Origin of the sequence: Labrys sp. (in: a-proteobacteria) (assembly GCF_047605565.1) — a bacterium.
Taxonomy (GTDB): domain Bacteria; phylum Pseudomonadota; class Alphaproteobacteria; order Rhizobiales; family Labraceae; genus Labrys; species Labrys neptuniae.
The window spans coordinates 39,194-59,865 of record NZ_JASGFM010000039.1 but is presented as its reverse complement, the minus strand read 5'-3'; the positions used below and the strand labels follow the sequence as shown (position 1 = coordinate 59,865).

19 protein-coding genes are annotated in these 20,672 nt (G+C 65.2%); 12 read left to right on the top strand and 7 right to left on the bottom strand.

What is annotated here, in order from left to right; genetic code table 11:
• Positions 1-6 precede the first annotated feature (6 nt).
• The 4 genes from QM672_RS26220 (at position 7) to QM672_RS26205 (ending at position 2,477) form a co-directional block, all read left to right on the top strand.
• On the top strand, positions 7-306 hold the full coding sequence (locus QM672_RS26220; protein ID WP_415086134.1) for a hypothetical protein: 300 nt from the start codon (positions 7-9) through the stop codon (positions 304-306).
• Between the two features lie 3 nt (positions 307-309).
• Positions 310-942: a class I SAM-dependent DNA methyltransferase gene (locus tag QM672_RS26215; RefSeq protein WP_415086132.1), complete on the top strand. Its 633-nt coding sequence runs from the start codon at positions 310-312 to the stop codon at positions 940-942.
• Between the two features lie 67 nt (positions 943-1,009).
• A complete protein-coding gene (locus tag QM672_RS26210; protein ID WP_415086130.1) occupies positions 1,010-1,903 on the top strand; it encodes a helix-turn-helix transcriptional regulator in 894 nt (297 codons plus the stop codon).
• Positions 1,904-1,937: 34 nt separating this feature from the next.
• On the top strand, positions 1,938-2,477 hold the full coding sequence (locus tag QM672_RS26205) for a YbhB/YbcL family Raf kinase inhibitor-like protein (RefSeq protein ID WP_311935706.1): 540 nt from the start codon (positions 1,938-1,940) through the stop codon (positions 2,475-2,477).
• 20 nt (positions 2,478-2,497) lie between these two features.
• Here the strand turns inward: QM672_RS26205 and QM672_RS26200 are convergent, their stop codons facing one another.
• Positions 2,498-2,950 carry a MarR family winged helix-turn-helix transcriptional regulator gene (locus QM672_RS26200; protein ID WP_415086127.1) on the bottom strand — a complete coding sequence of 151 codons (453 nt, stop codon included), beginning with the start codon at positions 2,948-2,950 and terminating at the stop codon, positions 2,498-2,500.
• Between the two features lie 64 nt (positions 2,951-3,014).
• On the opposite strand from QM672_RS26200, the gene QM672_RS26195 reads away from it, so the two are divergent.
• Positions 3,015-3,305: a DUF1330 domain-containing protein gene (locus QM672_RS26195; protein ID WP_311935712.1), complete on the top strand. Its 291-nt coding sequence runs from the start codon at positions 3,015-3,017 to the stop codon at positions 3,303-3,305.
• Between the two features lie 65 nt (positions 3,306-3,370).
• Here QM672_RS26195 and QM672_RS26190 read toward each other — a convergent pair whose 3' ends face one another.
• The 3 genes from QM672_RS26190 to nhaA form a co-directional block, all read right to left on the bottom strand.
• Positions 3,371-4,273: a DMT family transporter gene (locus QM672_RS26190; protein WP_415086125.1), complete on the bottom strand. Its 903-nt coding sequence runs from the start codon at positions 4,271-4,273 to the stop codon at positions 3,371-3,373.
• Between the two features lie 166 nt (positions 4,274-4,439).
• On the bottom strand, positions 4,440-5,474 hold the full coding sequence (locus QM672_RS26185; protein ID WP_311935718.1) for an aspartate-semialdehyde dehydrogenase: 1,035 nt from the start codon (positions 5,472-5,474) through the stop codon (positions 4,440-4,442).
• 102 nt (positions 5,475-5,576) lie between these two features.
• The gene (gene nhaA / locus QM672_RS26180; RefSeq protein WP_415086123.1) at positions 5,577-6,740 is read right to left on the bottom strand and encodes a Na+/H+ antiporter NhaA; all 1,164 of its coding nucleotides are present in this window, start codon (positions 6,738-6,740) and stop codon (positions 5,577-5,579) included.
• Positions 6,741-7,267: 527 nt separating this feature from the next.
• On the opposite strand from nhaA, the gene QM672_RS26175 reads away from it, so the two are divergent.
• The 3 genes from QM672_RS26175 (at position 7,268) to QM672_RS26165 (ending at position 13,401) form a co-directional block, all read left to right on the top strand.
• Entirely contained in the window at positions 7,268-8,812 is a 1,545-nt protein-coding gene (locus QM672_RS26175) for a glucan biosynthesis protein (protein ID WP_415086121.1), read from the top strand.
• Between the two features lie 406 nt (positions 8,813-9,218).
• Positions 9,219-12,014, top strand: coding sequence for a DNA translocase FtsK (locus QM672_RS26170; protein ID WP_415086119.1), 2,796 nt, complete (start codon positions 9,219-9,221; stop codon positions 12,012-12,014).
• A 265-nt stretch (positions 12,015-12,279) separates the two neighbouring features.
• Entirely contained in the window at positions 12,280-13,401 is a 1,122-nt protein-coding gene (locus tag QM672_RS26165) for a DUF4272 domain-containing protein (protein ID WP_415086117.1), read from the top strand.
• A 34-nt stretch (positions 13,402-13,435) separates the two neighbouring features.
• On the opposite strand, the gene QM672_RS26160 is transcribed toward QM672_RS26165, so the two are convergent.
• Positions 13,436-13,873, bottom strand: coding sequence for an Lrp/AsnC family transcriptional regulator (locus QM672_RS26160; RefSeq protein ID WP_415086115.1), 438 nt, complete (start codon positions 13,871-13,873; stop codon positions 13,436-13,438).
• Positions 13,874-14,011: 138 nt separating this feature from the next.
• On the opposite strand from QM672_RS26160, the gene QM672_RS26155 reads away from it, so the two are divergent.
• Complete coding sequence (locus QM672_RS26155) at positions 14,012-17,062, top strand: aminotransferase class III-fold pyridoxal phosphate-dependent enzyme (protein ID WP_415086113.1); 3,051 nt, start codon at positions 14,012-14,014, stop codon at positions 17,060-17,062.
• Positions 17,063-17,301: 239 nt separating this feature from the next.
• The gene (locus QM672_RS26150) at positions 17,302-18,075 is read left to right on the top strand and encodes a transporter substrate-binding domain-containing protein (RefSeq protein ID WP_415086111.1); all 774 of its coding nucleotides are present in this window, start codon (positions 17,302-17,304) and stop codon (positions 18,073-18,075) included.
• A 66-nt stretch (positions 18,076-18,141) separates the two neighbouring features.
• Here QM672_RS26150 and eda read toward each other — a convergent pair whose 3' ends face one another.
• Together eda and QM672_RS26140 are read right to left on the bottom strand one after the other, a co-directional pair.
• The gene (eda, locus tag QM672_RS26145) at positions 18,142-18,771 is read right to left on the bottom strand and encodes a bifunctional 4-hydroxy-2-oxoglutarate aldolase/2-dehydro-3-deoxy-phosphogluconate aldolase (RefSeq protein WP_415086109.1); all 630 of its coding nucleotides are present in this window, start codon (positions 18,769-18,771) and stop codon (positions 18,142-18,144) included.
• A 106-nt stretch (positions 18,772-18,877) separates the two neighbouring features.
• Entirely contained in the window at positions 18,878-19,816 is a 939-nt protein-coding gene (locus QM672_RS26140; protein WP_415086107.1) for a PfkB family carbohydrate kinase, read from the bottom strand.
• Positions 19,817-20,014: 198 nt separating this feature from the next.
• Between QM672_RS26140 and QM672_RS26135 the strand changes: the two genes are divergently transcribed.
• A complete protein-coding gene (locus QM672_RS26135; protein WP_068298234.1) occupies positions 20,015-20,206 on the top strand; it encodes a twin transmembrane helix small protein in 192 nt (63 codons plus the stop codon).
• A 105-nt stretch (positions 20,207-20,311) separates the two neighbouring features.
• Positions 20,312-20,641 (top strand): hypothetical protein, encoded by a 330-nt coding sequence (locus tag QM672_RS26130; RefSeq protein ID WP_376717660.1) that lies wholly within the window; start codon positions 20,312-20,314, stop codon positions 20,639-20,641.
• Positions 20,642-20,672 lie beyond the last annotated feature (31 nt).

Here is a 20,672-nt window from a genome sequence, read left to right as displayed (position 1 = left end):
CCCCCGATGTTCCGTCTGTGCACACTTTTCGCCCCGCTCGCCATGCTGGGCGCCTGTTCCACCACGCCGCCGAAGGTGGAGACGGTGACGCGCGGGTTGGAGCGGCCCATCGTGGCTTGCCGCACCCAGCAGCATGTCGGCACGCTGCATGCTTCAGGGGAGCAATTCCAGCGCGAGTTCGACAACCACATGGCCGATGGGCGCTGCCGCCGCTTCACGGCCGGGCAGAAGGTGCGCGACCGCACCAAGACCAGCTTCATCGACCCCGGCAACGGCGTGCGCTACTATATCTACCAGGGCGGCTGATGAATGCCATCCGGGGCGAAACGGCCTGGCGGTAGGGGCCCCGCAGACCTGGTCGTCAGCCTTTACGAAGCCCATGCCGATGCCTGGGACGAAATACGGCGTCGGCATTTCCTCGAGGAGGCCTGGTTCGACCGGTTCCTGGCGCTTCTGCCGGCAGTGCAGGCTTCTATCCTCGATATCGGCTGCGGTGCTGGCGAGCCGGTCGCCCGCCATTGCATCGAACGGGGGCATCGGGTGACCGGCCTGGATGCTGCTCCCGCCCTGGTCGGGCTCTGCCAGGCGCGCTTCCAGGGCCACGACTGGCTGGCCGGCGACATGCGAACCTTGGCGCTTGGCCGGACTTTCGACGGCATCATCGCCTGGAACAGCCTCTTCCATCTCCCGCCGGCGGACCAGAGGGGGATGTTCCCGATCTTTCGCCGGCATGCGAATCCGAAGGCGGTGCTGATCTTCACCAGCGGTACCGGGCATGGCGAGGCAGTCGGCACATTTCAGGGCGAGCCGCTCTATCACGGCAGCCTGGATGTGCGGGAATACCGCCACCTGCTGGAGAGCAACGGCTTTGATGTCATCTCCCACGTGATGGAAGATCCCGATTGCGGCGGGGCGACGATTTGGGTCGCCCGGCTTGCCTGAAGGGGTGCCTGCCTTTGGAGGCAGCGTGCCTGGGGCGGTCGTGCTGTCTTGATGCGAGGCGAAGAGGGTGAGCAAGAGCGATATCTCCAGGGGCGATCTGGCCTTGGGCCGGACGATCCGTTCGTGGTCCGGTATCGGCAGTGCGGCGGAGGTGGTGCAGCACGCCTCGCTGCTGTGCCGCAGGCTCGCTTCCGATGGCCCCGGCCTGGTGCTGGTCGAGAGGGGCCGCAAGATCATCCGCAGCGATGGCGTCGAGCTGACGGCCTCGGCCGGCCAGATCGTGCTGGTGCCGGACGGCTGCGATTTCGACGTGATTAACCAGCCGGCATCCGACGGCCCCTATCGCGCCGTCGCCCTGAATTTCGCGCCTGCTCTCTTTCGGGATCTGCGGGTCGCCAATGTTCCGCCCCTGCGCAGGATCGAGGTCCTTGTCGATCCATCCGCAGCGTTCCGGCACGCTTGCGATGTCGCGGCGCGGGCCATCGCGGAACGGGAGACCTTGCCTGAGGCGGTGGCCGCGGCGCGTGTGCGCGAGATCCTGCTTTGGCTGGATGGGTTCGGCTATGGTTTCGAACTGCGCGGCGGCAACGATCTCGTGGCGCGCCTGCGCCGGATGCTGGTGGCCGAGCCGGCTCGTTCCTGGCGTGCCGCCCCGGTCGCAGCCTCGATCGGCATGAGCGAGCCGAGCCTGCGCCGCCATCTTGCCGAACGCGGCACCAGCTTCACTGGCCTGCTCATCGATGTCCGCATGACGGCTGCGCTCTATCTGCTGCAATCGACCGACCAGCCGGTTACACGGATTGCCCTCGATGTCGGTTATGACTCCGCCTCCCGTTTTTCTGTGCGGTTCCGCAGTCGCTTTGGTTTTGCACCCAGCGAAATCAGAGGTCACCATCGTGAGTTTGATCGGAACGGCACGGAATTCGAGCTGGATGGCGCTACCGCGATGCCAACGGGATGACAGGATCGCTTCCCTGAACGAAGGGAGCTCAATCATGAAATACATCCTGGCCAGCGCCGTGGCGCTGGGATTTGCCGCCACCCAGCCCGCTCCGGCCTTTGAACTGGCGAGTGCCGATATTGGCGAGGGAGCTGTACTCGCCAAGGCACAGGTGTCCAACGTCTTCGGCTGTTCGGGCGGAAACGTCTCGCCCGCTTTGAACTGGAAGAACCCGCCCGAAGGCACCAGGAGCTATGCGGTGACGCTCTACGATCCCGATGCGCCGACGGGTTCGGGCTGGTGGCACTGGATCGTGTACGACATTCCGGCCTCGGCGACATCCCTGCCGTCCGGGGCGGGGGACGGCAAGGCGCTGCCAGCGGGAACGGTCCAGGGGCGCAACGATGCCGGCATGCCCGCTTTCATGGGCGCCTGCCCGCCACCCGGCCCAGCCCATCGCTATGTCCTGACGATCACCGCGCTGAAGGTGCCCAAGCTGGATCTGCCTGCCACGGCCAGCGGCGCGATGATCGGTTTCATGATCCGCGCCAATGCCCTGGCCTCGGCCACGATTACCGCGACCTACGGCCAGTAAGGTAGGGGAGTGCGCGGACTCTATGCCCGCGCCGCAGCCTCGGCTAATTCCGCCATTGCCTGTGTTGCCGACCGAAGGCGTTCATCGCCCATATGGCGAGACAGTTTGGTCTTGGCCGATTTCCATACGGGAAATGCCTGTGTGAGGAGGCCGCGCCCGGACTCGGTCAATTCCAGCCGCTTTCCTGCGCGGCCACGGCCACCTTCGGCGCGGACCAGACCTCGTGCCTCCAGGTTCTGAACGTTTCGGCTGAGTGTCGTCGCATCGACTCCGGCGCTGATTGCAAGGTCAACGAGTGTCGCTGCTTCGGACGCTCCAATTCCAACCAGGAGGCTGAATTGCTCGGCCGTCAGCCCGAGCGGCTTGAAGCAGGCGTTGTAATAACGCGTGACCGCCCGGGCGGTCGCGCGAGCCCGAAAGCCCGGACATTCCGCGGCAATGTCCTTGAGAGATTCTGGATCAAGCCTGCTCACGTTGGCACTCTCGACAACCGGGTGGGACCGCAATACTGTATATACATTATTTGGAGATTTTGCCATGGCCGCATATGTGCATGTCAATCTGCGGGTGACAGACCCAGCCAAGCAGGCAGCACTCGCCCCTCGCTTTCAGGCGGCTCTGCAGGAGGCTGGCGGACGGATTCTGCATTTCGGCCGTGTCGCACAGGTGCTTGAGGGCGATGAGACGCCTCTTCCCATGGCCGGCGTGTTCGAGTTTCCGACCCTGGCCCAGGCGCTGGCCTTCTACAATTCCGAAAAGTATGCGCCGATCAAGGCCGAACGCCGAAAAGCCCAGCAAGCGAGGATGTTCGTCGTCGAAGCCGGTTGAAGTGTCCGCGCCCCGGCAGAGGCGGGCAGTTTCGCCGGCTTCCGATTTGATGTGCCGCGAGGAAGCTATCCCTTGTTGGCGACCGCCACGCCGAGTGCCGCGATGGCGAGGCCGGCGATCTGGATGGGGGTGAGGGCTTCGCCGAACATGCCCCAGGCCATCAGGGCGGAGACACCGGGTACCAAATAGAGCAGCGCCGCAACCTGGGCCACCGCGCCGCGCTTGATCAGCACCATCAGGAGCAGGATGGCGCCGATCGACATGCCGAAGACGGACCATGCGAGGCCCGTCCAGGCGGCGACGGAGGCCCAGTCGAAATGGCCGCTCTCGGTCGCGAGGCCGCCGATGACGATCGGCACCATGGCGCCGGCATATTGCACGGCGGTGTTGGTGGCGAGATCGGCGCCGCGCCCGCGCCGCTTCTGCCAGATGGTGCCGAGCGTGATCGCCACCATGCCACCCAGGCAAACGAGCAGTGGAACAAGCGGAATGCCGCCATCCCCGCTCGCGCCGAGCTTGGGAATAAGGGTCAACCCGGCGCCGGCCGCGCCGATGACGATGCCGAGCGCACGCCGGCGCGAGACCTCTTCGCCGAGCAGCGGCCTGGAGAGGAGACCGGTGAGCAGCGGTTGCAGGCCGGCGATGAGCGCCGATATGCCCGAAGGCAGGCCGTGTGAAACGGCCCAGAACACGCCGCCGAGATAGAGGCCATGGATCAGCAGGCCGGCCACGAGCGCATCCAGCCAGGCCCGGCCGTTCTGGGGCCAGGAGGCGCCGCTCCACAACGCATAGACGCCGAGCAGCAACCCCGCCGCCACGAAGCGCAGGCCGAGAAAGGTCAGCGGCTCGGCATGGGGGGCCACCAACCGCGCCGTGACGAAGCCCGTCGACCACAAGGGCACGAACAGGGCCGCCAGCACGGAGGACGGCAGGGCGGGACGGTGAACGGCGGAATCGGCGCTGGACATGGGAGCTCAAAAGCGTTTTCCAGAAAAGCCGATAGACTTTTCGATCAAGAAAACGCGTTGAAATAAAGAGTTAGAGAAGAAGTGCGATTCGGAGAAATTGCACCTTGCTCGAAAAACAAAAGCCGCCGTCCGGTTGCCCGAACGGCGGCTTTCAAACGTCAAAACCTCAGGCCGCCTTCTTCTTGGCCGGAAGCAGCTTGCGGTTGATCAGCACCTCGGCGATCTGGATCGCGTTGAGCGCGGCGCCCTTGCGCAGATTGTCGGAGACAACCCACATGTCCAGGCCGTTCTCCACCGTGATGTCCTCGCGGATGCGGGAGATGTAGGTGGCATCCTCGCCCGAGGCCTCGTAGGGCGTGATGTAGCCGCCGGGCTCGCGCTTGTCGATCACCAGGCAGCCCGGCGCCGAACGCAGGATCTCGCGGGCTTCGTCCGCCGTCACCGGCTTCTCGAATTCGATGTTCACGGCTTCCGAATGGGAGATGAACACCGGCACGCGCACGCAGGTCGCGGTCAGCTTGATCTTGGGGTCGAGGATCTTCTTGGTCTCGGCCACCATCTTCCATTCTTCCTTCGTGTACCCGTCTTCCATGAAGACATCGATATGCGGGATCACGTTGAAAGCGATGCGCTTGGGAAACTTCTTCGGCTCGACCGCGTCGTTGACATAGATGGCCTTGGTCTGGGCGAAGAGTTCGTCGAGACCTTCCTTGCCCGCGCCGGAGACCGACTGGTAGGTGGCGACGACGACGCGCTTGATGCCGAAGCGATCATGCAGCGGCTTCAGCGCCACCACGAGCTGGGCGGTGGAGCAGTTGGGGTTGGCGATGATGTTCTTCTTCGAGAAGCCTGCGACCGCATCGGCGTTCACTTCCGGAACGATCAGCGGTACGTCGGCGTCGTAGCGCCAGGCCGAGGAATTGTCGATGACGACGCAGCCCTGCGCGCCGATCTTCGGCGACCATTCCTTGGATACGTCACCGCCGGCCGACATCAGCGCGATGTCGGTGTCGGAGAAGTCATAAGTGGCCAAGTCCCGCGTTTTCAGCGTTTTGTCGCCATACGAAACTTCCGTGCCCAGGCTGCGGCGCGAAGCCAGAGCAACCACTTCATCGGCGGGGAACGCCCGCTCGGCCAGAATGTTCAGCATCTCGCGGCCCACATTGCCTGTGGCGCCCACGACGGCGACCTTGTAACCCACTGTCTTAAGTCCTTCTCCGTGAATTGTCGGATGTACAACCGTCTCCCATATGGGAGCGGCGCGCTGGAATATCATTGTGCGCCGCCGCATGCAATTGAACGTTTAGTGTTGCGGCTTGGTGGTTCGCAGCAAGATTGCGCCGAATATGGCCGAAAGGATGGAGCCCAGCAGCACGCCGATCTTGGTCTCGTCGAGCAGGTTCGGGGCATTGGCATAGGCAAGGCCGCCGATGAACAGGCTCATGGTGAAGCCGATGCCGCAGAGCAGCGCCACGCCGTAGAGATGGCGCCAGCTGGCATTGGCTGGCAGTTCGGCCCAGTTGGCCCGGATGGCGAGGGCCGCGAAGGCAAAGACGCCGATCTGCTTGCCGACGAACAGGCCGAGCGTCACCCCGAGCGTGACGGGATCGACGAAATTGCCGAGCGACAGGCCGCCGAGGGCGACGCCGGCATTGGCGAAGCCGAAGACCGGCACGATCAGATAGGTTACCCAGGGGTGCAGCCCGTGCTCGAGCTTGTGCAGCGGTGTGTGATCATGCTCGTGCCCGCCCTTGCGGCGCAGCGGGATGGTGAAGGCAAGCGCCACGCCGGCCAGCGTGGCATGTACGCCCGACAGATAGGTCAGGACCCATAACACCGCGCCGAGCGCCAGATAGGCCGGTAGGAAGGTGACGCCGCGCCGGTTCATCACGGAAAGCACCACCAGAACGAGGAAGGCGCCGTTGAGCATCCAGATATTCAGCGAGGCGGTATAGAACAGGGCGATGATCACCACCGCGCCGAGATCGTCGATGATGGCGAGCGCCGTGAGGAAGACTTTCAGCGAGGCCGGCACGCGCGGGCCGAGCAAAGCGAGCACGCCGAGGGCGAAGGCGATGTCGGTGGCCGAGGGAATGGCCCAGCCCTGCAGGGTGCCCTCGGCCCGCCAGTTGACCGCCACGAAGATCAGGGCCGGCACCACCATGCCGCCGATTGCGGCGATGCCCGGCAGGGCCCGGCGCGGCCAGCTCGACAATTGCCCGTCCAGCACCTCGCGCTTGATCTCCAGGCCTACCAGCAGGAAGAACAGCGCCATCAGCCCGTCATTGATCCAGTGCAGCAGGCTGAGGCCGCCGACATAGAGGTGGAGCGTGTGGAAATAGGCTTCGCCGAGCGGGGAATTGGCCACGATCAGGGCGAGCGCTGCCACCGCCATCAGGATGATGCCGCCGGCCGCCTCGGTGGCGAGGAAGCTCCTGAGAAAGGATGGGCGGCCGGTCTGAGACATGAATCGGGGTCCTTGCGGTTGGGGAAACCCGTCTCAGGCTGCGCATTTCCCAGGGATCGTCGGGGTGTCCTGGAAGGGTAGAAAAAACCCGCTGCAATTGACAGCATTTTCGGGAGGTGGCTAAGCGGGCTCGGGCGTGGTGTGCCGGTCTTCAGACCGGCAATTTCCGCTCTGCCTATCCGTGCCGAAGCGCTTGCCGGCGGGGACAATGCCGGCATGAAGACCGGCACACCGCGTGTCCTGCGCCGTCCTGCAAGGTCGGGCGTCCTGGATGGCGCTGGGCCGATCCCTAAAGCGTTTTGTGATTTGATGGAATCACCAAGAATCGCAAAGACGCGTCGAACCAAAGAGTGAGAGCAAAAAAGCGTTCACGCCTGAACGCGCTTTGCTCTAGGGAACAGCACCCCCGCCGCGTCATTTTTGCAACAAAATCCAGCCATTTTGGCAGGGCCCAATTCCCCTAACGTAAAATTGCGGCCGTGAATGCCTTCGCTGGTGTTCCGGCCTTGACATGGGAATGCTTTGACATGGATCTGACCAGACGTGCCGCCCTGCAACTGGCCGGAACGGCCTGTGCGAGCCTGGCGACCGGATGGGGCGGTGCCCTTGCCGCCACGGATGCCTTCGGTCCGGAGATGGTGATCGCGAAGGCGAGGGAGCTGGCGGCCAAGCCCTATGTCGGCCCCGGGGATGCCCTGCCCGAAAGCCTGAGCCAGCTCAGCTATGACGATTTCCGTCGTATCAACTTCCGCACCGACCGTACCTTGCTGCGTGACGGCGGCTCGAATTTCGGCCTGCAGCTCTTCCATCGCGGCAGCATCTTCAAGCATCAGGCCAAGGTGAATCTGGTGGCCGATGGCACCGTCAAGCCGCTGTTCTATTCGCCCGATCTGTTCGATTTCGGCGACAGGGGGCCGCCGCAAGGCCTGCCGACCTCGCTGGGTTTTGCCGGCATACGCCTGCTCTATCCGCTCAATCACAGCGGCAAGATGGACGAGCTCGCCGCCTTCCTGGGCGCCAGCTATTTCCGCTTCCTCGGCAAGGGGCAGCACTACGGCCTCTCCGCGCGCGGGCTTTCGCTCGGCTCGGGCGGGCCGGGCGAGGAGTTTCCCGATTTCGTCGAATTCTGGGTCGAGACGCCGCAGGCCGGCCAGGGCAGCATCGCCGTGCATGCCCTGCTCGACGGCCCTTCCGTCACCGGCGCTTATCGTTTTACTTTCGAGCCCGGCACCGGTGACGATGTCGCAGTGCAGGCCACCCTCTTCGCGCGCAAGGACCTCAAGGAGATGGGCCTGGCACCGCTGACCTCGATGTTCCTCTATGGCGAGAATACCCTCAACCGCCCGCGGGACTTCCGCCCCGAAGTGCATGATTCCGACGGGCTGGCCATCCAGTCCGAGAGCGGGGAATGGCTATGGCGTCCGCTGCGCAACCCCACGCGCAATTCCGTCGCCAATTTCTTTTCCAAGGACATCAAGGGTTTTGGTCTCCTCCAGCGCGACCGTGCCTTCGGCAGTTACCAGGATCTGGAGGCTCTCTACGACAAGCGCCCCGGCTATTGGGTCGAGATGAAGAGCCGGCTCGGGCAGGGGCGCGTGGTGCTGGTGGAACTGCATTCGAATGCCGAGACCGACGACAATGTCGTTGCCACCTGGGTGCCTGACATCCAGCCCAAGGCCGGCAGCGAGACCCAGATTTCCTATGTCATCCATGCCGTTGCCGGTCCGCTGCATCAGGGCGGCCAAGCCTATGCCACGTTCGAAACCCACAATGCCGCCGCCACCACCGCCGGCAAGCCCAGCGTCACCCGCTTCCTGATCGATTTCGTCGGCGACCGTCTGAAGGACGTCGCCCTCGACGTCAGCAAGATCGAGCTGGTGATCTGGGGCTCGAACGGCACGGTCTCGGGCCCTTCCGTGGTGGCCAATCCCGCCATCAACGGGGTGAGGGCGAGCTTCGACGCCGAGCCGCCGCCCGGCGAGGACGTCGATTTGCGAGCCTTCCTGCGCCTGGGCTCGGAGACGCTGACGGAGACCTGGACCTACCGGCTCGACTCGGCCCAGCCGGTGTGAGGGATATCGGAGCGCGGACATCACAGCGACATGCTTGCATGTCGCGATGTCCGCTCTTCCCATCCTGCAACCGCTGCGATTCCAAGAGCGGACTGGAAGTCCGCGCTCCGGATCGCGCCAAATTTACGCCGCATAAACCATCCCGGTAACTTCCGATGAAGCCGAGGCCCATTCCCGGGTGCGCGGACATCTTGTCCGCCTCCAGGAAACGCCCCGCAGGGCCGGAAAACCGCTGAAAATACGGTCAAGCACCCGGAAATTGGCTGTCCCCTGCCATATACCGGCCCTTAACCCGCCTTGCCTAGCGTGAGCCTGAGCTATTGGTGTTGCGTTCCCGTCAGATTTCCGAAAGGACGTCTCGATCCGATCCGGATTGCCGCACCTTGCAACTTTGAGGTTTACGGCAATGCGGACCATGCGACGCGGCTTTGCACAAAGCTACGCTCTTCCCGACGAACTGAAGAGCATGCTGACGCGCAGGCTGAACGAATTGCTCGGCATGGCGCTGATCGGCTTCACGGGCCTGGCCGCCATCGCGCTGGCGACCTGGTCGGTGCAGGATGCCAGCTACAACCATGTCGGCGGCGCCCTGCCGATCCGCAACTGGCTCGGCTTTTCCGGTGCCGTCACCGCCGATTTCCTCACCCAGATGTTCGGCATCGCCTCGATTTCGCTGCTGGCGCCGCTCGCCTTCCTGGGCTGGCGCCTGCTCGCCCACAAGGCCTTCGATTCGCAGCGCATGCGCCTGATCTGCCTCGTCGTGGGCGTTCTCCTGGCGGCTGGCTGCCTGTCGGGCTTGCCGGTCACCGCGCATTGGCCGCTGCCCACGGGCCTGGGTGGCGCGGTCGGCGACTGGGTCTTCTATCTGTTCACGCCGCTGTTCTTCGCCGGCAAGTCGGTGATCGGCCAGGCCGTGCTGACGCTGGCACTTGGTTTCGGTGCCTTTTTCACCCTGGCCATCGCCTCCGGCTTCTTCTTCCAATATCGCGAGGAGGAGCGCCCGGCACCGGAAATGCCGATGCGCATCCGCGGCCAGCCGCGCCGGATGAGCGAGGAGGAGGATGAGGAGGACGAGCGTTCCGCCGTGCTCGGCGCCCTGATGCATTGGGGGCTGATGGCCAAGAGCGCGCTGTTCCGCAAGCGCGTCAAGGTCACGCCGAGCCGGATCGAACGCCAGCGCTATGAGCGCGACGGTCGCGAGCCGCCGATGTACCGGCCCGGCGGCATTTCCGATCTCTTCGCCCGCGTCAAGGCGGCCGCCCACCTCATCGCTCGCCCCGTCTCGGCGCAGGCCGAGCCCGGGCCGGCCCGCCGCGAGCCGGCCTTCACGCCGCGCACCGCTCCGCGCGCAGATGCCCGGCGTCCGCATGAGGCCGTGTCACTCGACGGCCAGGAACTGGACGATCGACTGCCCGAGGCGATCGATCAATATTCCGGCAGCCAGCCGGGCTATCAGCCTTATGACGACGAGGACGAGCTGCCGCCGATGCCGCCGCCGCGCCGGCCGCTGATCAGCGCCGAGGAGGCTGCGCGCCGGGTCGAGCCCGCCATCACGACGACACGGGTGGCCCAGCCGAGCGCGGCGCCGAAGCCGGGCAAGCGTCTCCAGCGCGAGAGCGAGCCGGACTTCCCCTTCGAGCATCGCTACGAGCTGCCGCCGCTTTCGCTGCTGGCGGAACCCCGCAAGCAGAGCGGTGTCGGCGTCTCCCAGGAGGCGCTGGAACAGAATGCCCGCCTGCTCGAAGGGGTGCTGGAGGATTTCGGCGTGCGCGGCGAGATCATCAATGTCCGCCCCGGCCCGGTGGTGACGCTCTATGAACTGGAGCCTGCTGCCGGCATCAAGGCTGCGCGCGTCATCGGCCTTGCCGACGACATCGCCCGCTCGATGTCGGCGCTGTCGGCCCGCGTCGCCGTGGTGCCCGGCCGTAACGTCATCGGCATCGAGCTGCCCAATTCCAAGCGCGAAATGGTGTATTTCCGCGAGCTTCTGGCCTCGGAGGATTTCGAGAAGTCGAAGTTCAAGCTGGCGCTCGCCCTGGGCAAGACCATCGGCGGCGAGCCGGTGATGGCCCAGCTCGAGAAGATGCCGCATCTGCTCGTCGCCGGCACCACCGGCTCGGGCAAGTCGGTCGCCATCAACACCATGATCCTGTCGCTGCTCTACCGGCTGAAGCCGGAGGAGTGCCGCATGATCATGGTCGACCCCAAAATGCTCGAGCTCTCCATCTATGACGGCATCCCGCATCTGCTGGCGCCCGTCGTCACCGACATGAAGAAGGTGGTGCTCGCGCTCAAATGGGCCGTGCGCGAGATGGAAGAGCGCTACAAGAAGATGGCCAAGCTCGGCGTGCGCAATATCGACGGCTACAACCAGCGTGCCGCCGAGGCGATGGCCAAGGGCGAGACGGTGTTGCGCACCGTGCAGACCGGCTTCGACAAGGAAACCGGCCAGGCCCTCTACGAGCAGGAGGAGATGGACCTCTCGCCGGTGCCCTACATCGTCATCATCGTCGACGAAATGGCCGACCTGATGATCCAGGAAGGCAAGAACGTCGAAGGGCCGATCCAGCGCCTGGCCCAGATGGCGCGCGCCGCCGGCATCCATCTGATCATGGCGACGCAACGTCCCTCGGTCGACGTCATCACCGGCACGATCAAGGCCAACTTCCCCACCCGCATCTCCTTCCAGCTCACCACCAAGATCGACAGCCGCACCATCCTGGGCGAGCAGGGCGCCGAGCAGCTCCTCGGCCAGGGCGACATGCTGCACATGGCCGGCGGCGGGCGCATCTCGCGCGTGCATGGGCCCTTCGTCTCCGACGAGGAGGTGGAGAAGGTGGTCACCCATCTCAAGGCCCAGGGCCGGCCCGACTATCTCGACGCCATCACCGCCGACGAGGACGAGGGCGGCGACGACGAGGCCGCCGACGGTGCGGTGTTCGACAAGACCGCGATGGGCTCCGAAGACGGCGGCGACCTCTACGACCAGGCGCTCAAGGTGGTGATGCGCGACAAGAAGTGCTCGACTTCCTACATCCAGCGCCGCCTGCAGATCGGCTACAACCGCGCCGCCTCGCTTGTGGAGCGCATGGAAAAGGAAGGCATCGTCGGCCCGGCCAACCACGCCGGCAAGCGCGAGATCCTGGTCTACAGCCGCGACGTGCGGAACGGCGAGGAGGAGAGCCAGGAGGACGAGGAGTAGGGGAGGGGCGCACGGGCATCCTGCCCCTTCTTGGAAGCGGCGCATTGGGGATAATGGAAGAACGGGCAGGATGCCCGTGCGCCCGGCGCCGCCGCCAGCTCGGCTCTTGATGGCGATAAGCCTGCCCCGGATAATCCATGCGCGCCTGTATCCCCGGAAACCTCCACACAGTACTGCCGCCTGATCCAGCTTGACCTCGGCCCATAGTCCTGCTGCCGTAGCGGTATGAGGCGGGCCACGGCGGCCTGTGCAGGGGGAGGCGGCATTGGGCATTCTTTCGCGGATTTTCGGGCGGGGCGCGGCAAAGCCTGCCGTCGAAGCGCAAAGGGGCGAGGTGGAGGGGGACGATGAATCCTGGCTCGTCAACGCCTATGCCACCTTGCGGGAAGTGCTGCCGCTCGACTTCCCGCACCGGCTGATCAACCGGCGCGATCTGTCGGATCCCGAGATGGCGGGGCATCTCGAAGGCTTTGCCGGCTATGTCATGGGCCGGGGTGATGGCCGGATGACCGCGCAGCGTTATCATCTGTGGCGCCACATCCAGCGCGTGCGCAACCAGGCGAGCTTTACCGTCGCCGACGAGGATTTGCCGGCGATGGGGGCCTGGGCACGCCGGGCCAATGCCGTGCTGTTCTTTCCGGACGGTTCGGTGCGCGATGCCGACATGAATGCCTTGATCACCGCGGACGGCAGCACGGATACCGCCGCCGCCTTGCCCTATCCGCCGGACGCCTTGGAGCGGCGGACGCGCACGCTTGCAGCGCTGGAAGGTTTCACTCCGAAGCCGCTGGCCAGCATGCCCCCGTCGCTCGGCATCGGGGAAGTCGAGCTGCGGCCGGCGGGCGAGGTGCTGGCTCGGGCGCTCGGCCTGATCTGCGTGGCGACTCAGGGCGAGTCGATGGGCAAGGGAGACGGCAGCCTCCTGACGAAATTGCGCGAGCGCAATCCGGCCGGCATTGCCGCGCTGACCCCCAGAGAGCAGGCTTTCATGCTGGCCGAAGCGCCGGACAGCCAGACCACCGTTGCCATGGGCTGGCGTTACGAGGCAGTCAATATTCTGGCTTGGGCGCTTTCGATCGACGGCATCGAACCCGGGCCGGCGGACAGGATCGTTGACGCCGGAACCCTTACTTTGGCCATGCTGAAGAGCGCCCAGGACAAGGACCTGCCCGCACGTGTCAGCCTGCGGCCGGCTGCCGAGATTCTCGATGCCCTCGATCTTGCCTGGCGCCAGCACTGGATTGTCAGGCAGGCTCGGCAGAATGGCACCGAGCCGGTGGGCCTCGACGGCGGCGTGGTGATGGAGCGCCATTTCGCCCTCAACTGGCTGACCGGCTTCCACAACCCGCCCGGCACGCTTTGGGACGATACGGATACGCCGAGCTGAAAGTGATGATGCCCGTGCCTTCTCGAAAACGCCGTCACCCCATCCTGTCGATATCCCGCCGCAGCACGATGGCGGTGGTGAGGTCGTCGACATCCTCGAGCAGGGCGACGCTGTCGCGGATGGTATTGAGGCGGCCGATCGAGGGGGCCTCGACCTCGACCACGAGGTCGAGCTGGCCGCCGATCGAGGAGACCCGCCGCACTTCGGGATAGGCGGCAAGCTGGTCCAGCACGCGGGGCGCGGGCGTGCGCACCAGATTGATCATCAGGAAGGCGCCGACCGCGCCGTCTTCCAGCGTGCCGATATCGGCGCGGTAGCCGCGGATGATGCCGGCTTTTTCCAGCATCAGCACGCGCTCGCTGGTGGCGCTGCGCGACAATCCGATGCGGCCCGCCAGAGTTTTCAGCGGAATCTTGGCATCGCGCGTCAGGATGCTGAGAATGGCGCGGTCTTTGTCGTCGAGGTCCTTCATCGCCGCCCTTCTTAGCCGCCGACGAATTGCCGGTCAAAGCCGGCAAACGTCCGGCCGGACCGGCCGATAAACGGATGCCCCGGCGCACGGTCCGGGTGAAGCTTGGCGCTATCGTAGCCTCGCCGAAAAGCTTGTTCCATGACCGATCTGACCCATCCCGCACCCTCCCTGTCTCCAGCCGAGGCGCAAGCGATTGCGCGGGATTTCTTTGGCGTCGAAGGCGGCATCAGCCCCCTCGCCAGCGAGCGCGACCAGAATTTCCGCATCATCGCGCACGGCGAATCGGGCTTCGTGCTCAAGATCGTCAATGCCAGCGAGCCGCAGGAGCAGAGCGACTTCCAGACCGCCCTGCTCGACCATCTCGCCCAGCATGCGCCCGGTCTTTCAGTACCGCGGCTCAGGCGCGCCAGGGACGGCCAGGCGCTCGCCGTGGTCGAGGCGCAAGGTGGGCCTTTCCGGGCGCGCATGGTCGAATGGCAGCTCGGCGAGCCGCTGGCCAAGGCCGAGCGCACGCTCGAAACCCTCGGCGATCTCGGTCGCGTGCTCGGCGACCTCGACCGCGCCATGCAGGGTTTCATCCATCCTGGCGCGCTCCGCAGCTTCGAATGGGATATCCGCACGGCCGGAGAGGCGCGCCAGCGCCTCGGCTTCGTCACCGATCCGGAAAAGCGAGCCCTGCTGACCCGCTTCCTCGACCGTTTCGATGCGAAGGTGGCGCCGCGCCTGCCCGGGCTGCGCGCTGCCGTCATCCACAACGACGCCAATGACTGGAACGTGCTCGTCGATGCCGACGGCTCGGGCCGCGTCGCCGGGCTGATCGATTTCGGCGATGCTCTGCATTCGTTGCTGATCGCGGAAGTCGCCGTCGCCTGTGCCTATTCGATCCTCGATCTCGACGATCCGATCGGGGCCGCCGCCGCCATCGTCGCCGGTTTCCATGGCGCCTATCCGCTGCAGGAACAGGAGATCGACGTTCTCTTCGACCTGATCGCCATGCGCCTGGTGATCAGCGTGACGATGTCAGCTCAGCGCCACGACAAGATCGCAGACAATCCCTATCTCTCCGTCAGCGAAGCGCCGGCCTGGGCGTTGCTGCAGCGGCTCGATGCCATCAATCCCGTCTTCGCCATCGCGATCCTGCGCCAGGCCTGCGGTTTCGACGCCGCGCCCGGTTCCCGGGCTGCGATCGGCTGGATCCGGGCCGAGGCCAAGGGCTTGCACTCCGTGCTGTCGCAGCATCCGGCTCGCATGCGCAAGGGGCTGGTGCCCTATGGCGATCCGGCCAATCCGATGACCGTGGCCTCCGCGGCCGAGGAGCCGGAAAAGGCGACGGCCTGGTGGGATGAACATTGCGCGCGGGAGGGCATCGATCTCGGCATCGGTCCCTGGGGCGAGGAGCGCACCGTCTATACCAGCCCGATGTTCGAATCCCGCCTGGTGGCGGGCACGCGGCGCACGCGTCATCTCGGCCTCGACCTGTTCCTGCCGGCCGGTACCAAATTGTTCACGCCTTTGGCGGCGAGCGTGAAGGAAGTGGTGATCGAGACCGAGGCGCTCGGCTATGGCTGCCTGATCAAGCTCGAACACGCCCCGGAGGGCTGCCCGCCCTTCGTCAGCCTCTGGGGGCATCTGGCGCATGAGGCCGTCGGGCGCCTCAAGCCGGGCGACCGCCTGGAGGCCGGCGATCTCGTCGGCGAAATGGGTGCGCCGGCCGAGAATGGCGGCTGGGCGCCGCATCTGCACCTGCAGCTGTCAACCGCGACCGGCCTTACGGCCACGGAGATACTCGGTGTCGGCGAAGCCCCCTATCTGCCCGTCTGGGCTGAGCTCTTCCCCGATCCGGCCGATTTCGCCGGCGTGCCGCCCGAGACCTTCCACCAGACCGGCCGCAGCCGTGAGGCGATCGTGGCCGAGCGCAAGCGCGGGCTGCTGCCCAACCTCTCGATCTCCTACCAGGAGCCGATCAAGTTCGTGCGCGGCGAGGGCGTCTGGCTGATCGACGATCGCGGCCGGGCCTATCTCGATTGCTTCAACAATGTCTGCCATCTCGGCCACGCCCATCCTGATGTCGTGGAGGCGCTGGCGCGCCAGGCGGGCATCCTCAATACCAATACGCGCTATCTGCACGACAATATCGTCGAGTATGCCGAAAGGCTCACCGCCACGCTGCCCGACGATCTGACGGTGGCAAGTTTTGCCTGCACCGGCAGCGAGGCCAACAGCCTGATGCTGCGCATGGCCCGCACCCATACCGGCCGGGACGAGGCGATCGTGCTGGACTGGGCCTATCACGGCACGACACAGGCCCTGATCGACCTCAGTCCGTACAAGTACAAGCGCAAGGGCGGCGAGGGCCGCAAGGCGCATGTCTTCGAGGCCGCCATCCCCGACAGCTATCGCGCCCCGGTGGATTGGCCGGTGGCGGAGATCGCCAGCCGCTATGCTGAGAGGGTGGCCGACGAGATCGCCGAAATGAAACGGCAGGGCCGGGCGCCCGGCCTGTTCATGGCCGAATCCATCCCCAGCGTCGCCGGCCAGGTCTTCCTGCCGGAAGGCTATCTGAAGGAAGTCTACGCCATGGTGCGCGCGGCCGGGGGTCTGTGCGTCGCCGACGAGGTGCAGGTCGGCTTCGGGCGCGTCGGCAGCCATTGGTGGGCCTTCGAGCTGCAGAACGTGGTGCCCGACATCGTCACCATGGGCAAGCCGATCGGCAACGGCCATCCGATGGCCGCGGTGGTGACCACCAGGGAGGTTGCCGCTTCCTTCAACAACGGCATGGAATATTTCAACACCTTCGGCGGCAATCCGGTCTCCTGCGCCGTCGGCCTTGCCGTGCTCGACGTGATCGAGCGTGACGGCCTGCGCGCCAATGCCCTCGCCATGGGCGACTATCTCCTGGCGCGCTTCCGCAAGCTGCAGGAGCGGCACGAGATCATCGGCGACGTGCGCGGGCAGGGGCTCTTCCTCGGCATCGAGCTCGTCACCGACCGCAAGACCAAGGCGCCGGCCACCGAATTCGCCCGGGCCGTCAACAACGGCGCGCGCCGGCGTGGTGTGCTGATGGGCACCGAGGGGCCGCATGACAACGTCCTCAAGCTGCGCCCGCCGATGATCTTCGCCAAGGCCGACGCCGATCTCCTCATGGAAGTCCTGGAAGAGACCTTCGATGAGGTGGCGGCGCGGCAATAGGCTGTGAGGAGGCCGGGAAGAACGAGACTGCCTTCTCTCCTTGAGGGAGAAGGTGCCCCGAAGGGGCGGATGAGGGGAGAAACGCAATCTTTTCCGAGCAGCGCCGACACCCCTCATCCGTCATTGCTTCGCAATGCCACCTTCTCCCTCAAGGGGAGAAGGCTTTTGGGCGTGCCATCCGACATCAAACCACCCGGATGCCTCGAATGCATTCGGCAAAAACCAGAGAGGAACCTGCCATGAAGACCAAGAAACTGACGATGCTGCTCGCCGGCGCGGCCATGATCGCCGCCACAGCTGCGGCCCAGGCCGATCAGGTGAAGGTCGGCATCGCCGCCGAACCCTATCCGCCGATCGCCTACAAGAATGCCTCGGGCGAGTGGGAAGGCTTTGCGCTCGACTACGCCAAGGCCGTGTGCAAGACCGCCAAGCTTGACTGCGTGATCACGCCGATGGCCTGGGATGGCATGATGCCGGCGCTGAAATCGGGCAAGATCGACGTGATCTGGGGCTCGATGTCGATCACGCCGGAGCGTCAGAAGCAGATCGCTTTCACCCTTCCGATCTACAACACGCCGTCCGTATTCATCGGCAACAAGGACGACAAGTTCGACTTCGGCTCCGGTGGCCTCGCCGGCAAGAGCATCGGCGCGCAGGTGAGCACCATCCATGCCGCCTATATCGAGAAGGCTCATCCGGAGGCGACGCTGAAGGTTTACAGCCAGCAGGATACCGCCAATTCGGACCTGGCGGCCGGGCGCATCGACCTGATCATCGGCGATGCCGTGGGCATGCAGGGTTTTCTGACCAGCTCGGACGGGGCCTGCTGCGAGGTCAAGGATTTCCCCAAGGATCCGAGCTTCGACACCGGCATCGGCGGCGGCATGCGCAAGGACGACACCAAGCTGAAGGCCGCTTTCGACGACGCCATCCGCGCCATCTACAAGAATGGCGAATTCGAGCCGATGGCCAAGAAATACTTCAAGTTCGAGGTCGGCACGCCGCCGAAGTGAGATAGGCAGAGTGGCCTTCCCGTGTGCACGCACGAGACATCCGCGCACACGGGAATCTGCTTGCCCTCATCCCCGCGCCGCCTTGAAGATGGCGGCCTGATGCTGCAGACAGGGCGAGCCGGGCGTGTGGCGCGAGGGCAGCATCCAGGAGCCGCCGACAGCGACGATGTTGCGCACTGCGCCATAGGCCGGCAGCAGCGTCGTCTCGATGCCGCCCGTGGTGACGAAGCCGACGCCTTCGAAGATGTTGGCGTAATCCGCCAGCACTGCGGGGCCGTTGGAGGCCTCCGAAGGGTAGTATTTCATCAGCGCATAGCCATATTCGCAGGCCTGCATCGTCTCCGAGGCCGTCTGCACGCCGGGGATATGGGGCAGACCGCTGGCGGCGACCAGCGCCTGCAGCGCGGGCGTGAGGCCGGGGCTGACCGTGAAGTCCGCGCCGGCGTCGAGGGCCTGGCGCACATGGCTCGCCAGCAGCATGGTGCCGGCGCCGAACAGGCAGCGGGGATGGCGCGCCTTGGCAGCCTTCAGCACCGCCGGCGCCTCGGGCGTGCGGAAGAGGATCTCGATCACGGGGGCTCCCGCTGCCACCAGGCCGTCGATATCGCTTAGACCCTCGTCTGGATCCTTGATCGCCATCACCGGCAGGATCGGCGTTTCGGCGAGGCGAGCCCGCAATTCGGCAACATTTGTCATTTTTCCTCCAGACCTGTTCTTTCCAAACTATAGTGTTTTGCGATTTGACGGAGTCCCCTCGAATCGCAAAGACGCGTCGGAACAAAGAGTTAGAGCAAATGGGCGTTCACGCCTGAACGCGTTCTGCTCTAGACAGCATCGCCTCTACCTCGGCCCGGTCGGGTGTGCCCAGCCGACCGCCGAAGCTGCGGCATTTGAGGGCGGCGGCGACATTGGCGAAGGCGATGGCCTGCGGGATGGATGCCCCTTCGGCGATGGCGAGGGTAAAGGCACCATGGAAGACGTCGCCCGCCGCCAGCGTGTCGACAGCCTCGACCGCGGGCGGGCGCAGTTGCTCGATCCGGCCTGTTTCACGGTCGAGCCAGAAGCAGCCCTCCGGCCCGGCCGTGACGGCGAGGAAACCAGCGAAACGACCGGCCAACACACGCAGCGCCTCGCCTGGGCTGGAGGTGCCGCTCAGCGCCAGCGCCGCCGGTTCGGAGAAGACGACATGGCTCGCCAGCGCGGCAAGTTCCATTGTCACGCCGGCCGGGCCGGTATCGGCATCGAGCACGGCGGGGCGGCCGGCCGCGCGCGCCGCCTTCAGCACGGCGGCTGCACCCTCGGGCCAGCGTATGTCGACGAGCGCGGCGTCGGCACGGGCGACCAGTTCGAGCGGCAGCCAGGACGGATCCTGGCCGAGCGCCGGATCGTAATAGGGCACCACCAGCCTCTCGCCATGGCGGTCGACCAGCACGGTCGAGATCGGCGAGCGTGCGCCCCGGGCCCGGCGGATGAAGCGACAGTCGATGCCCGCTGCCGTCAGGTCGGCGACGATGCGCTCACCGATGGCATCGTCGCCGACGCGCGAGAGCAGGGCGCTGCGCCCGCCCAGCTTGGCGATCGCGGCGGCGGCGCTGGCGGCCATGCCATGGGCCACCTCGGTTACCCGGCTGGGCAGGACCTTGCCGGGACCGCTCGGCAGGCTATCGAGCTGGAAGATCGAATCGAAGGAAGAGGCGCCGCAGCACACCACATGCACGATCTTGCCGGCTGACTCGGGCACCGCTCTCTCCCTCTGCGATGAAAACGACGTCATCGAACGAAGGGGGCCGCGGCGCGGTATTCGAGCGGATGATCGCATTTGTCATAGCATTGCCCGCGCCGGCGGTGGAAGGGCGCCGCCCCACCGGTGGTCGCGACTTTTTCGACCGGATGCCATATCGGCCTCGACGCCGGCTAAGCGAAGGCATAGAACCGCGGGATGGCCAAGTTCTTCTATATTCTCGTGCCCTTCGCCATTCTGGCGGTCGCCATCGTGCTCGGCATGGGCCTGCACAACATGCTCAAGGGTGGCGATGGCTGGCGCTCCCAGCGGCTGATGCAGATGCGCGTCCTGCTGCAAGCCGTGGCGATCATCATCATCATGGCGGCGATCTATTTCGCTCACAAATAAGTGAAGAACGTTTTTCAAGACCCACGATATCTTGAATATAGGCTTCATCTTGCATTCACATTTCGCAACGTAACCTTGGTTCTCTTATTAACCGAGGAACGATTCATGTCGAATTTTTTCAAGATTGCCTTAGCTTCATTGGTGATTGCTGCTCCATTGGCGAGCGCTCAAGCGCAAAATTTCTTTCCGCGCCAACAACACCAGCGAGACTGGAGAGAACATCGCCCCGGCACCTGGGGTGGACAGCACCGCGGACCCGACCGCTATCCCAGGGGATGGGGACCAAATCGCCGGCCGGATGGTGCCGGCTATTACCACGGCTATCGCGGCTATCGCGATTACCGGCCGGGCTATCGTCGCCACCGTGACGGCATGTGGTACCCCGTGGCAGCGTTTGCGCTTGGTGCCCTTCTCGGCGGTGCCCTGAGCCAGTGATCCCATGAGGGGCTCGCGGCGGCTTGGTGAG

Coding starts and splice junctions, on each gene's coding strand:
- QM672_RS26205 (WP_311935706.1), top strand. CDS start 1,938: ATGAAATACATCCTGGCCAGCGCCGTGGCGCTGGGATTTGCCGCCACC.
- QM672_RS26175 (WP_415086121.1), top strand. CDS start 7,268: ATGGATCTGACCAGACGTGCCGCCCTGCAACTGGCCGGAACGGCCTGT.
- nhaA (WP_415086123.1), bottom strand. CDS start 6,740: ATGTCTCAGACCGGCCGCCCATCCTTTCTCAGGAGCTTCCTCGCCACC.
- QM672_RS26195 (WP_311935712.1), top strand. CDS start 3,015: ATGGCCGCATATGTGCATGTCAATCTGCGGGTGACAGACCCAGCCAAG.
- eda (WP_415086109.1), bottom strand. CDS start 18,771: ATGACAAATGTTGCCGAATTGCGGGCTCGCCTCGCCGAAACGCCGATC.
- QM672_RS26150 (WP_415086111.1), top strand. CDS start 17,302: ATGAAGACCAAGAAACTGACGATGCTGCTCGCCGGCGCGGCCATGATC.
- QM672_RS26220 (WP_415086134.1), top strand. CDS start 7: ATGTTCCGTCTGTGCACACTTTTCGCCCCGCTCGCCATGCTGGGCGCC.
- QM672_RS26155 (WP_415086113.1), top strand. CDS start 14,012: ATGACCGATCTGACCCATCCCGCACCCTCCCTGTCTCCAGCCGAGGCG.
- QM672_RS26190 (WP_415086125.1), bottom strand. CDS start 4,273: ATGTCCAGCGCCGATTCCGCCGTTCACCGTCCCGCCCTGCCGTCCTCC.
- QM672_RS26130 (WP_376717660.1), top strand. CDS start 20,312: ATGTCGAATTTTTTCAAGATTGCCTTAGCTTCATTGGTGATTGCTGCT.
- QM672_RS26215 (WP_415086132.1), top strand. CDS start 310: ATGCCATCCGGGGCGAAACGGCCTGGCGGTAGGGGCCCCGCAGACCTG.
- QM672_RS26170 (WP_415086119.1), top strand. CDS start 9,219: ATGCGGACCATGCGACGCGGCTTTGCACAAAGCTACGCTCTTCCCGAC.
- QM672_RS26135 (WP_068298234.1), top strand. CDS start 20,015: ATGGCCAAGTTCTTCTATATTCTCGTGCCCTTCGCCATTCTGGCGGTC.
- QM672_RS26160 (WP_415086115.1), bottom strand. CDS start 13,873: ATGAAGGACCTCGACGACAAAGACCGCGCCATTCTCAGCATCCTGACG.